Origin of the sequence: [Clostridium] cellulosi, assembly GCF_036762875.1 — a bacterium.
Lineage (GTDB): Bacteria > Bacillota > Clostridia > Oscillospirales > Ethanoligenentaceae > Ruminiclostridium_D > Ruminiclostridium_D cellulosi.
On sequence record NZ_JBAIZF010000020.1, the window covers coordinates 1 to 12758 of the forward strand.

Sequence of the window (12758 nt, forward strand, 5' to 3'; positions counted from 1 at the left end):
ACCAAGCGCTATATGAGCATGATACATCTTGAGGCCCTGGATGTCATGACTGATTCACAGGTAACTGCTGGCTAGGTGATGACTACCAAGCGGGTTATGAATTTGCGAAAAATTCTTGACGGTACCTTATAATGATTTAAGGTTCGATTATAAACTCATTACACAAAATAATGAAACCGGAAAAAATACCAATTTAGCTGTCTGTGAGTAGAATAAAAAAATAGTGGAGGAGTATTGTGAAAGTTCTGTTCCTTACGAATACGGCGGGACAAGGCCACCACTCAACAGCCAAAGCCCTTTATGACATGCTTAAATCAGAAGGGGTAGAATGTCGAATCATTGACACCTACGAATATACAGACCCCGTCCGTTATAAGATTATTGACCGGGGCTACCTAATGGCAACATCCAAATTACCAAAGGCATACGGTATGTTTTACAGAGCCTTTGAAAAGATGCCCAAAAGAGAATCCCTCTATTCACCGATGAATGTAGACAATTTTATATTAGGGCTAAAACTCAAAAAATTTTTTGATAATGAGTTTAATCCAGATGTAATTGTCTGCACGCATGTTTTTTCAGCGCAGGTTGTCAATGTCATGAAGGCAAGGGGTTGGATTAAAGCTCCTATTATAGGTATAGTAACAGATTATACTATCCATCCGTTTTGGGAAGACGTCCCGTATGTTGATTATATAGTTATCGCCAGTGAGATGCTTACGATGCAGGCAGTAAAGAGGGGAATAAGCAAGGAAAAGATTTTGCCCCTCGGCATTCCGGTAAATCCAAAGTTCAGTAAAAAGATTGATAAAGCCGAAGCAAGAGACATGCTTGGCATTGATCGCGACAAACTGACGGTCCTTTTAATGAGCGGAAGTATGGGATACGGCAATATAGCAAATGTACTCGCCCAAATTGATAGTATTGACGCCGATTTTCAGATAATTGCTGTATGCGGCAATAATAATAACGCGAGACTAAGAATTAAAAACATGAAAACGAGAAAAAAGGTTTACTGTTACGGCTTTGTCAACAATATTGACGTAATGATGGACGCAGCGGATTGCATTGTTACAAAACCCGGCGGCCTTACAACAAGTGAGGCACTGGCTAAGAATCTGCCGATTGTAATGATTAACCCGATTCCCGGCCAGGAAGAGCGAAATGTGGAATTTTTATTGAACAACGGGCTTGCCATCAATGCGACGAAAACAGTTCCAGTAGATGAAGCTCTTTATCAGCTATTTATGTATCCTGAAAAGCTTGAAAATATGAAAGCAAATATCAGATTGATTGGTAAACCTAATGCTTCAAGAGACATCGCGAACTTTATATTGAGTCTGGGGAGCAAAAATAACAATGTTTGAACCTCCGGCTTTTGCTATATCGATTATCGAGAAGATAGAAAGCGCAGGTTATGAAGCGTATTTTGTCGGTGGCTGTGTCAGAGACATGTTGCTTTCACGCAATCCTTCGGACTGGGATATTGCTTCATCAGCGCTGCCGCAGGACATAATAAGTATATTTCCCAAAACCGTTCCTACGGGAATTAAATACGGTACTGTGACTGTTATTACCGATGAAGGAAAGGCGGAAGTAACGACTTTCCGCAGTGAAAGCAGTTATAGCGACCATAGGCGTCCTGACGGCGTCAGTTTTTGTAGTAATATCGAGAACGATTTATCACGGCGCGACTTCACTGTCAATGCGATGGCGTATAGTCCGCGCCGCGGTTTTATTGACCCTTTTGGCGGACGTTTGGATATTAAAAATAAAAAAATTCGTGCTGTAGGTAATCCCAGTGAACGTTTTGAAGAAGATGCACTGAGAATTCTCAGGGCTTTCCGTTTTGCGGCACAGCTCGGTTTTGAAATTGACTGCGGAACATTGAAAGCAGCAAAGGAAAAGGCATTTCTTACAGCGAAAATCAGCACGGAGCGAATCAGAAACGAGCTTAATCGTATATTTGAAAGTAATAATCCGCAGATTGCTTTTGAAATTGTGGCAAACGGCATATTAGATTTTTGCGGTATAAAAAGCAAAGAAAATCTGCAAGATACAGCTAATGATTGTCTTAGGTCAACACCACTATCGCTCCCATCGCGATGGGCGGCGTTTTTTTATCTGCTGAAAACGCGCAACGTGAAAGCCATATTGGAAAAACTGCATTTTGATAACCATACTAAAAATAAGGTATTAAAGCTATTGAGTGAACTTAAGTTAAAACTTCCGATGACTCCAGTTGATATAAAGAAACGGCTTGCAAATGACTTCTCGCCGGAATTCTTTACAGAATACCTTAATCTATACAGTGCCCTTAACAATATTGATTTATCTTCTCAATTAAGTATACTGAATGAGATAATTGAACGCGGTGAGCCTTTTACTCAAAAAATGTTGGCGATAAACGGCAACGACCTTATTGAAAACGGCGTGGCAAGCGGACCTGACTGCGGCCGAATTTTGAGGTCATTACTTGACATAGTGATCTCTAACCCATCTTTAAATGACAAAAAGACCCTCTTAACACTTGCAAAACGTACTTTAAGTTGACTTTGTCCTATCACTAAACACGCAATATTTTCATAGGATAGTATTGAAAATCTTTACAGACGTACAACAACAAAGTACAGGCATTATCTGCTTATGTGCTTTATTGTGTAAACCCTTAGTAAAGACGCAAGATTATCCTGTGGGGGTCATTAAAAATGGCTAATAATATTGTCAAATCGTTTTCGGTGATAGGCGGCGATCTGCGTCAGGTACACCTTGCAGGCTTGCTTGCCTCTGAAGGATACAATGTTTACGCAACTGGTTTTGACAGAGACGTAGAAGTATCTAAGGATGTAATACGGCTTCGAAGTGCAGAAGAAGCTGTACATAAATCTGAATGTGTTGTCTTGCCTCTACCATATTCAATAGATGGTGTTACGGTAAATGCTCCGTTTGCAAGGACCCCTATACCTGTTGACGAAGTGATAGGTGCGGCAGGCAAAGGGACTATTGTAGTCGGGGGAAAACTGGGCGATGCATTGACCGAGCAAGCAAAATCAGCAGGCATAAAGCTTGTTGACTATTATAAGCGTGAAGAATTAGAGGTATTAAATACCATCCCAACGGCTGAGGGCGCTATCCAGATAGCAATGGAGGAGCTGCCTATAACAATTCATGGTGCGAACTGCCTTGTCACCGGTTTCGGGAGGGTAGCAAAAACACTTTGTGACAGGCTCAAAGCACTTGGGGCAAATGTTACTGCCTGTGCCAGAAAGTATGCCGATTTAGCTTGGATAAAAACATTAGGGTATAATGCTATAAGTATTCCGGCACTAGAACATTCTGTATCAAACTTTGACGTAGTTTTTAATACCATACCATGCGTTGTACTAACGGAAAAAGTGCTTTCAAAATTAAAAAAGGATTGTCTTGTAGTTGACCTTGCATCAAAACCCGGCGGAGTTGACTTTGAAATTGCAGGGAGAATAGGCATTAAAACAGTATGGGCTTTAAGCTTGCCTGGAAAGGTTGCGCCCTTGACAGCCGGCGCAATAATAAAAGATACTATCCTCAACATAATTGCTGAGGAGGGCTTAAGATGATTACCGCCGGATTTGCTATAACCGGCTCTTTCTGCACGTTTTCAAAGGCAATGGCTCAAATGGATAAGATGGTTAAGGCAGGTTTTGATGTTATTCCGATTATGTCAAATGCCGCTTATGAAACTGATACAAGGTTTGGACGCGCAATTGATTTTAGGAACCGCGCAATAGATATCACTGGTCACAATATAATTCACACAATAGTTGATGCTGAACCCATCGGTCCCAAATCAATGTTCGATATACTTGTGATAGTTCCAGCGACGGGAAATACTATTGCCAAGCTTGCAAACGGGATAAACGATACACCGGTTACAATGGCTGCCAAAGCGCATTTAAGAGGCGGAAAACCATTGGTAATTGCAGTTTCCACGAACGATGCTCTATCATCTGCTGCGCAAAACATCGGGAAGCTTCTCAATACTAAAAATATATTTTTCGTACCTATGAAACAAGATGATCCTAATAAAAAACCGAATTCAATCGTAGCAAATTTTGAACTTGTTCTTCCTACGGTAAAAGCTGCTCTTGAGGGAAAGCAGATACAGCCTATATTTATTTAGCAAATATTCTTGATGTATGACATTTTATTCTTTGACAAGGTGAACACGAAATGGATTTTACAAGATTGATAGAACCGGGAGGCCATACGTTGCCTCCTCTTCCTTATGCATATAACGCTCTTGAACCGATAATTAGCGCGGATTCGTTAAGGATTCATCACGACATATTACATAAAAACTATGTCGATGGACTTAATAGAGCGGAGCTTAATCTCGTCGACGCTCGGCGAGACAATAATTTTGAACTTATAAAGTATTGGGAAAATGAATTGGCATACAATGGTTCTGGGCATATCCTTCACAGTATTTTTTGGGCAGTAATGTCGCCTGTCGGCAAAGGAGGGGAACCGGGAAATATAACACTAAGCGAAATTATAAATTACTTCGGAAGCTTTGACGCATTCAAAGAACAGTTTTCAAATGCTGCCAATAAAATAGAAGGTTCCTACTGGGCCATTTTGACATGGCAACCGACATGGCACAGACTTGAGATATTACAAGCCGAAAAGCATCAGAACAAGACGCAGTGGAGCGGAATACCTATCCTTGTTCTCGATGTTTGGGAACATGCGTATTATCTCGACTATAAAACACATCGGGATGAATATATACAAAAATGGTGGCAGCTAGTTAATTGGGAAGAGGTAGAGTCCCGCCTTAAACTGGCAATGAACGGTGAAGTTAAACTCACAATATAAAAAAAGGCTTCTTCCAATGTTGTGGAAGAAGCCTTTTAAGTTTTACTGAATATAACGCCTTGCACTCATATATGCCTTTGCCCAGTAGCTGTTTGAAAGGCTCGAAATTGTCACTTGCTTATTGCCGCTGGTTGCGGAAATAAAATTACCATTTCCAATATAGATGCCAACGTGGGTTACATTGTTGTTACCGCCATCGGTATCAAAGAAAACAAGATCACCTTGCTTCAAGTTTGATTTGGAAACCCAGGTTCCGAGTTGCGCCTGGTCTGCTGCCCGGTGGGGAAGGAACACGCCGACTTTTTCATAGGCGTACATTGTAAGTCCAGAGCAGTCAAATCCGGTTGAAGGTGACGCGCCGCCCCATACATATTTGATACCCAGTGCACTTTTAGCAGTATTTATAACTGTCGAAATTCTTGTTGCGTTTGATTCAGGAAGTGTGATATAGCTGCTGGAAACCCAAGCAGTTTTTCCGTTGTATAATATCTTGTACCAGCCGTATGTACCGCCAATAATCGATACTTTAGAACCCTTGTACAGTTTTCCAATGATAGCTGCACTTGTGGACGCATAAGATCTTACGTTAAGATAAGTGTTGACTTTGACTGTACCCGTATTGCTGTAAGCATATGCTGAGATTGACATGATGGATACGGCTGCAACTGCCGCAATGGTAGTTGAAATTAACTTTTTTAACTTATTCATTGTGGCCTCCTTTAACCAAACTATTTTGCTTCAAGGCTTCACGTTAGGGGAAAGGGATAAGGCCTAACTGTGAAGGCTGTTTTGTTTAAGGTAACTTATCTAAAAAATGTACGCCTACGTCGCTTATTATATATAATTTATGCAGTTGAGTAAAACGAATCCCATAATAAATAACTGCGTTACCATAACTTTCTTCGTATAATTACAATATTATCAATTTTAAAGCAAAGAGAGCAAATGCAGTAGAAAAAAACCCGAAAGCAAGTATTATTTGCTTTCGGGTTTTAAATTGCTTATGTTAAATTGAATCAAAGAATGTGTGAAGCATATAGCCTTTACATGATTAATTTTTGCTTTTTAGAATTGCTTCCAAATCCGACTTTGAAAAAGTATAGACTTTATCGCAAAAATGGCACCTTGCTTCAGCGCCGCCTTGTTCATTAATCATGGACTGCAGCTCATCCTTCGTTAGGCTTCTAAGTGCCCGTTCGACACGTTCAGCAGAACAGTTACACTTATATTCAACTTCATTTTCGTCCAATATCTCAACGTCGAAGCCTTTGAGAACACTTCGAATAATATCCTCAGGCGTATGTCCCACATTGAGCATAGTAGAGACAGGTTGTATGGTTTTGAGATTATCTTCAAGCTTATCAATAATAGAATCATCTGCAAAGGGCAGAAGCTGTATAATGTATCCTCCGGCGGCTTTGACAGAAAGATCGGTATCAACAAGTACGCCGAGTGCGCAGACGGTTGGAATTTGCTCACTTACTGCAAAGTATTGGGTGATATCTTCGGCTATTTCTCCGGAAATAAGAGGTGTTTGCCCGTTATATGGTTCTTTCAACCCCATGTCTTTTGAAACAAACACCGTACCATTTTTTCCGACTGCGCCGGAAACATCAAGCTTGCCATACTGGTTAAGCGGAATTTCAACAACCGGATTGTCGGCGTATCCGCGGACATTGCCGTTACTGTCAGAAACCGCAATCAAATGCCCCGCAGGGCCATCGCCGTGAATGCGGACGGTAACAGTATCATCTTTGCCTTTCAGCATTATACCCATCATCGAAGTAACAGTTAGTAGCCTTCCGAGAGCCGCAGTCATGACGGCGCTGGTTTTGTGAATTTGTTCAGCACGGCTGACAATTGACTTTGAATCTATGCCAAATGCGACTATTCCACCGTCGGATGTAATTGCACGTATTAATTTGCTCATAGTTATTCTCCAATCAAACTCATTTTAAATTTTGCGCGCCACATATATCAGACGTTCGCTGTTGTCCTTAGGATTGTCAAAGCTTAAATCATCATAAACGGCTTCGAGAGACAATCCGCTTTCAAAAAGCCAGCTTTTAATCTGTCTTGTTGTATAGGCACGCTCTGAAAAACTTTCGTCGAATCTGTTGTAGTGTCCACTGTCATACTCGAAAAACGTAAGTTCAAAATTGCATAGTCTTGTCTTTTTGTTGTAGAAGTTCTGCCATACGCAGAAAATGTCATCATAATCGTAAACAAATGCGTTGTTGCCGAGTATTGTTTCCATTTTAAACGGGGTATTGAGGTCAAAAACAAAAAGCCCGCCTTTTTCAAGAAATAATGCGATTCTTGAAAAAGCAGCTTTTACGGAGGCTGCCGATGTAAGATGATTTATGCCATCAAGCACACAGACAGCGGCTGAAACGGTGCCATAAAGGTCAAGATTACGCATATCCTGACAAATAAAAATCGGATTATTTGAAATACCGTTTGATTTTTCGGCGGCTTGTGACAGCATTTGTTCGCTTTGGTCGACGCCGATCACATCGTACCCCTTTTTGACAAGCTCGAATGTTATTGCGCCGGTGCCGCAGCCGAGGTCTAAAATGGAATTACCACAAAGGCTGTGCTTCTTAAAAATTTCGCATAAGTAGTCGGTCCGTGATTTGTAGTCGACGTCTTTCATCAGCACGTCATAGTATTTTGCAAAAACGCTGTAAGATTTCATTCGTTGTTTTTTTCAAGCCTTTCGAGAATTTTCCCATAACCGTCGCTGCCGTAGTTAAGACAACGGTTAACACGGCTGATTGTTGCAGTGCTTGCACCGGTTTCTCGTACGATATCGCTGTAGACGTGATGAGCCCTTAGCATTCTGGCTACGTGCAAACGCTGGGACAATGCTTTTATCTCTGATACCGTACATAAGTCATCAAAAAAATCATAGCATTCGTCTATGCTTTTAAGTGACAGAATGGCTTTAAATAAAAAGTCCACATTCTCGTCCTTAATTTTGCTGTTAATAATTATTCCCCCAAAAAATCTATAATTAGATAATACATTAGGATTAAGTATATTTTAGCACAATAAATTGTGGAAGTAAACTTCTATGGCGACTTAATGAACGAAAGAATAAAAAATTATTTTAAAACTCGTTAAAGTAAATGTTAGAATTACAGCAGTGAATATATCCAGTTTTGTACTGTAAAAACTTGAAATACACTTGCATGTTTGTTATAATTTTTATATTTGGAGGTGTGTTAATGGGAAATTTGTTAACTTATTTGCAAGGCAAGCTAATAAGCATACTATATATCTCTTTGGCTTTAATAATATCGCTGCCCGCGCATGAAATTGCGCATGCATATACCGCATATAAATTAGGCGATCCAACAGCCAAAAACTTAGGCAGACTGTCGCTTAATCCATTAAAACACCTTGATCCCATCGGAACAATATGCCTTTTACTTTTTCAGTTCGGATGGGCAAAACCCGTTCCTATAGATCCCCGAAACTTCAAAAATCGCAAGGGCGGTATTGCTGTTACTGCCTTATCGGGACCGTTGGCTAACCTGATTTTGGCGTTTATAGCTATTGTGCTGCAATATATACTTGCGATTTTTAGTTTTAACATAAACCAAGCTGTATTATATACAGTTTTAAGATTTTTAAGTTATTTTTCATTTATCAATATAGGCCTGTGCCTATTCAACTTGATTCCTGTTCCTCCTTTGGATGGTTCCAATATTCTGATATTTTTCTTGCCTGACAGTGTTGGTGAGTTTTTTAACCGTTATGGCATGTATTTTCAGATTATCCTTCTTTTCTTGCTTTTCACACCGATAATAACAAATCCTCTCACAACACTTGTAAACAATGTTTACAATAATTTATCGTCAATTGCGGGCCTGATTTTCAGAACATTCATAGGCTCGTAACGTATAAACGGAGAGATTATGGAAAAGCTTTCTTTTAAAATACCAATTTTTGAAGGTCCACTGGATGCGCTTTTATATTTAATTTCAAAAAACAAACTGGATATATATGATGTGCCGATTTCAGAATTGCTGGACCAATACATGGACTATCTTCACAGTATGAGCGAAATGAACCTCGACATAACAAGCGATTTTCTTGAAATGGCCTCCCGGCTTGTTGAAATTAAATCTTCAATGCTCCTTCCAAAGCCAGATGAAAGCAAGAAACAAGAATTTATAGCAACCCTTATTGGGTATAAGACTTGCAAAGCTATGGCGGAGGCTTTAAGTAAGCACGATTTGCATATGGACATATTTGTCAGAGACCCAATGCAGGTCGATGTGGATGAAACATATAACCGTTTTCACGACGCGGATGTTCTTCGGGAAGCGTATATTGCGCTCGGAAACCGCATAAAAAGCAGAAAGCCGCCTACTGCAGATGAATTCAGAGGTGTAGTGGGCAGGAAAATCGTATCTGTTGCATCCCGAATCATACATGTAATAAAAAGATTGATAAAAGAAGGCAAAAAAGACTTCTATTCGATGTTTGACGATGCAAGAAACCGCTCTGAAGCAGTGGCGACATTTCTCGCAATACTGGAACTTATAAAATCAAAAAAGATTGTAATAGACGATGATGATAAAAAAACTGTTCACTTCAAAAGCCACCGTATTAAGGAGACATAATTATGGACATAAAGCAGGTTAAGGCAGCAATTGAGGCTGTGCTTTTTGCATCTGGGGAACCGATATCACTGGATAGATTAGCTCAAGCTCTTGAAACGGATAAAAATACAGTTCAAAAAATACTTTCGATTATGATGGAAGAAAGGGAAGGCAAAGAATATGGCGTTTCAATCGTAAAGTTAGACGACAGCTATCAGCTGGCGACAAAGCCTGAATATTCGCATTATATACGCAATGCTGTTAACCAAAGACGCAATATGCCTTTATCTCAGGCTGCGATGGAAACGCTTGCTATTGTTGCCTACAATCAGCCCGTAACTAAAGGATATATTGAGCAGGTAAGAGGGGTTGACAGCTCACGCATAGTTTCTTCACTCGTAGAAAAGGGCTTGATAGAAGAACGCGGACGCCTCGATGTACCCGGAAGGCCTATTCTTTATGGGACAACACTGAACTTTTTGAGATGTTTTGGTCTTAAATCTTTAAATGACCTGCCTCGAATCGATGTCGATGAAGAACCGGCTGTCGATTTACCCAGTGAGTCATAAAAGACTGTGTATGTGCAAAAGAAGGTGCATTAATGCCTACCTTTGTTATTGTTTTGATTATCATAGCCGGTGTAATTTTTCTGATATTAAAGTCAAGAATTAAATTTCATGCCTATTATTCTGAGAAGATAGAGGTAAGTATACGCTACCTGTTTTTCAAATTCAATGCTAAAAAGCCTCAAGAAGGACAAACTGACAATGAAAAACAGGCTGTGGAGAAACAGTCTGAACAGCCGCAGAAGGTAACATTGGAACAGCTTAGAAGCTTTTTAGACACTATCGGACAATTTTGGGACGAATTTATCGGTCAAATATCGAAATTTAAAGAAAAATTCCGAATTGACAAGTTGAATCTTGAGTTGGTTATCGGGGGCGGCGATGCTGCTGAAACCGCGATAACATATGGACAAGCCTGTGCAGTTGTTTTCCCAGTGATTTCGTTGTTAGAAAGAATAATAAAAATCAAAAAGAAGAAAATATTGGTGAACGCGAATTTTAACGGTGACGGCAGTATAGTGTTTGAAATAACCGCAAGTATAAGCATAGGTGCTTTAATTACGGCAGGTGCGGCAAATACTGTGAAAATACTTTTAACGCTTATAAAAAATCCAATTAAATTTGGTCAGAGGGGGATGCAAAATGAGTGAACATCCAATACAGGCGCTAATGGAAAACACGCTTCAGAAGATCCGTGAGATGGCCGATGTAAACACAATTATCGGTGAACAGATTGTGGCTCCGGATGGAACAGTAATAATACCAGTATCAAAGGTTTCTATGGGCTTCGCTTCTGGCGGTTCCGACGTAGGCGCAAAATCAACTAAGACGATGTTTGGCGGAGGCGGCGGCGCCGGAGTTACAATTAATCCAGTCGCTTTTATCGTTATTTCAAACGGCAACGTAAAATTACTTCAGATTGAAAACAGTACAACTGCAGGCGGAAAGGCAATTTCGCTTGTTCCAGAGCTGTTTGATAAGATTACAGCGCTTTTCAATAAAGATAAAAAAGATAAGACGGATTCAGTTGCTCAGGGAACAACAACCAGCACTGTAACAGATAAATAAGTGTATCATGCCGATGCCGCTCGCATATGTATTAAAGCGGACAAAACTCCGTTATAATACTCGGGCGGTGTTTGCTTTGAATTTCTTAAAGAGATCTGTTAAAACTACTACATGTGCGATTAATTTACGCTGCAATTAATTATAGGGACGTGTTTCAGTCAAAGCATTTGTTCTGCTAAATCAGGTAATGATGCTACTAACACTATCGCTTTTTTCAGCGGATGTCGCTGCACAAGCAAAACGAAAAAGTCTGAGAATATTTCCGCAATATAACAGATAGCATAACCTCATTTTTCACAAATCGCGTAAAGAAATAAGAACTATAAGGAGTTAGTCAATGAACAAAAAACCAATGCGTCTTCAAAAATATATAGCGGCATGCGGCACTGCTTCAAGGCGAAAAGCCGAAGAACTTATAATAAACGGCAAGGTAACTGTAAACGGCCATCCAGCCCAAATCGGCATGAATGTTATTCCCGGAAAAGATATCGTTGTTGTCAACGGCACTCGTATTAATTTGCCGCGCGAAAAGGTCTACATAGCCCTGAATAAGCCGCGCGGCTATGTAACAACCATGAGTGATGAGTTGGGGCGCAAGTGTATTACGGAACTAATCAAAGATGTCGGGACAAGGGTATTCCCGATAGGTAGGCTCGACAAAGACTCTGAGGGCTTGTTGCTTTTGACAGATGACGGGGATTTTGCCAATGCTCTTATGCATCCAAGCAAGCATGTACCGAAAATTTATCATGTTTCTGTGCGCCCGGCTATTACTGAAGACAAGCTAATCAAAATCGAAACGGGCATAGAGCTTGATGGGGTAATGACTGCCCCAGCAAAGGCAAGAGTACTTCACCAATATCCTGACAAATCAGTCGTTGAGATTACATTGTATGAGGGCCGAAACCGTGAGATCCGGCGCATGTGTGAACAATTGGGACTTGAGGTTGCCAGACTTTCACGCGTTGGCGTAGGAAATGTAAAACTCGGCGGATTAAAACCGGGAACATGGCGCGAGCTTGGAGAAAAAGAAGTAAGTTCCCTTAAACGTGCCGCAGGGCTTATCAAAAGAAAATAATAATAAAGATGGTGCAAAGCGTTGATAGAAATTAAGTTTGCTGGTATTAATGAAGTTAAAGAAATATGTCACAGATTAAATGTTGAATATACAGAAGGCCTTAAAGTTTATGCCGCTGTCGAAGCGGGCAATCCGCTTGGCGGCTGTGGGTTTTATATTGATGGCAAACAAGGCACGCTCGCGTTCACATATATGAATGAAGCTGGCCTTGAGCCGATTGAAGATGGACTTTTAAGAGCCTCGCTGTCGTATATGTTTGAAAACGGTGTTGAGACTGCAATCTCAAAGGGAAATATATCAGAAAAAATGCTCAGGCGTCTTGGTTTTAGGGAGAAATACGGTGTTTATGTGCTGGACCTGTTGCATAGTTTTCTGACAGCGGGATGCCCATCTGAAAATAGTTAATGTATATATTTATACAATTTTATTTTGTATAAAATTTAACTTATATCACCGAGTTTGATGAAAATTATTCATGCGAATTTAATAAAATTACATTTAGATATAGACATTTTAAAAGTTGTGTTGTATAATAATAAAAAATAATATTGAAACATGCGGTAAAGGTCCGCAAGA

16 protein-coding genes are annotated in these 12758 nt (G+C 40.2%); 12 read left to right on the forward strand and 4 right to left on the reverse strand.

Annotated features, from left to right (window positions below):
- The first annotated feature begins 236 nt into the window (after positions 1-236).
- The 5 genes from V6C21_RS05700 to V6C21_RS05720 all read left to right on the forward strand — a co-directional run bounded on the left by V6C21_RS05700 (position 237) and on the right by V6C21_RS05720 (position 4857).
- Positions 237-1367 carry an MGDG synthase family glycosyltransferase gene (locus V6C21_RS05700; RefSeq protein ID WP_034835609.1) on the forward strand — a complete coding sequence of 377 codons (1131 nt, stop codon included), beginning with the start codon at positions 237-239 and terminating at the stop codon, positions 1365-1367.
- Positions 1360-2553, forward strand: a complete 1194-nt coding sequence (locus V6C21_RS05705; protein WP_034835613.1) for a CCA tRNA nucleotidyltransferase — start codon at positions 1360-1362, stop codon at positions 2551-2553. The genes V6C21_RS05700 and V6C21_RS05705 overlap by 8 nt, the downstream gene beginning before the upstream one ends.
- A gap of 155 nt (positions 2554-2708) precedes the next feature.
- On the forward strand, positions 2709-3596 hold the full coding sequence (gene dpsA, locus V6C21_RS05710) for a dipicolinate synthase subunit DpsA (protein WP_479268554.1): 888 nt from the start codon (positions 2709-2711) through the stop codon (positions 3594-3596).
- Positions 3593-4159, forward strand: coding sequence for a dipicolinate synthase subunit B (locus V6C21_RS05715; RefSeq protein ID WP_034835619.1), 567 nt, complete (start codon positions 3593-3595; stop codon positions 4157-4159). Before dpsA ends, V6C21_RS05715 begins: the two co-directional genes overlap by 4 nt.
- Positions 4160-4209: 50 nt before the next feature.
- Positions 4210-4857 carry a superoxide dismutase gene (locus V6C21_RS05720; protein ID WP_034835622.1) on the forward strand — a complete coding sequence of 216 codons (648 nt, stop codon included), beginning with the start codon at positions 4210-4212 and terminating at the stop codon, positions 4855-4857.
- A gap of 42 nt (positions 4858-4899) precedes the next feature.
- On the opposite strand, the gene V6C21_RS05725 is transcribed toward V6C21_RS05720, so the two are convergent.
- The 4 genes from V6C21_RS05725 to V6C21_RS05740 form a co-directional block, all read right to left on the reverse strand.
- Positions 4900-5565, reverse strand: coding sequence for a C40 family peptidase (locus V6C21_RS05725; RefSeq protein WP_479268555.1), 666 nt, complete (start codon positions 5563-5565; stop codon positions 4900-4902).
- 343 nt (positions 5566-5908) lie between these two features.
- The gene (gene hslO, locus V6C21_RS05730; RefSeq protein ID WP_034835628.1) at positions 5909-6787 is read right to left on the reverse strand and encodes an Hsp33 family molecular chaperone HslO; all 879 of its coding nucleotides are present in this window, start codon (positions 6785-6787) and stop codon (positions 5909-5911) included.
- A gap of 24 nt (positions 6788-6811) precedes the next feature.
- The gene (locus V6C21_RS05735; RefSeq protein ID WP_034835630.1) at positions 6812-7555 is read right to left on the reverse strand and encodes a class I SAM-dependent DNA methyltransferase; all 744 of its coding nucleotides are present in this window, start codon (positions 7553-7555) and stop codon (positions 6812-6814) included.
- Positions 7552-7848, reverse strand: coding sequence for a YerC/YecD family TrpR-related protein (locus V6C21_RS05740; RefSeq protein ID WP_034835632.1), 297 nt, complete (start codon positions 7846-7848; stop codon positions 7552-7554). The genes V6C21_RS05735 and V6C21_RS05740 overlap by 4 nt, the downstream gene beginning before the upstream one ends.
- A gap of 239 nt (positions 7849-8087) precedes the next feature.
- Between V6C21_RS05740 and V6C21_RS05745 the strand changes: the two genes are divergently transcribed.
- The 7 genes from V6C21_RS05745 to V6C21_RS05775 all read left to right on the forward strand — a co-directional run bounded on the left by V6C21_RS05745 (position 8088) and on the right by V6C21_RS05775 (position 12587).
- A complete protein-coding gene (locus tag V6C21_RS05745; protein ID WP_045085460.1) occupies positions 8088-8762 on the forward strand; it encodes a site-2 protease family protein in 675 nt (224 codons plus the stop codon).
- An 18-nt stretch (positions 8763-8780) separates the two neighbouring features.
- Positions 8781-9491, forward strand: coding sequence for a segregation and condensation protein A (locus tag V6C21_RS05750; protein ID WP_034835635.1), 711 nt, complete (start codon positions 8781-8783; stop codon positions 9489-9491).
- A 2-nt stretch (positions 9492-9493) separates the two neighbouring features.
- Positions 9494-10039: an SMC-Scp complex subunit ScpB gene (gene scpB / locus V6C21_RS05755; protein ID WP_034835637.1), complete on the forward strand. Its 546-nt coding sequence runs from the start codon at positions 9494-9496 to the stop codon at positions 10037-10039.
- A gap of 32 nt (positions 10040-10071) precedes the next feature.
- A complete protein-coding gene (locus V6C21_RS05760) occupies positions 10072-10686 on the forward strand; it encodes a DUF2953 domain-containing protein (RefSeq protein ID WP_034835639.1) in 615 nt (204 codons plus the stop codon).
- Positions 10679-11104 carry a GerW family sporulation protein gene (gene ytfJ, locus V6C21_RS05765; RefSeq protein WP_479268556.1) on the forward strand — a complete coding sequence of 142 codons (426 nt, stop codon included), beginning with the start codon at positions 10679-10681 and terminating at the stop codon, positions 11102-11104. The genes V6C21_RS05760 and ytfJ overlap by 8 nt, the downstream gene beginning before the upstream one ends.
- A 337-nt stretch (positions 11105-11441) precedes the next feature.
- A complete protein-coding gene (locus tag V6C21_RS05770) occupies positions 11442-12182 on the forward strand; it encodes a pseudouridine synthase (RefSeq protein ID WP_045085462.1) in 741 nt (246 codons plus the stop codon).
- A gap of 21 nt (positions 12183-12203) precedes the next feature.
- Entirely contained in the window at positions 12204-12587 is a 384-nt protein-coding gene (locus tag V6C21_RS05775; protein WP_479268557.1) for a hypothetical protein, read from the forward strand.
- The last annotated feature ends 171 nt before the right edge of the window (positions 12588-12758 follow it).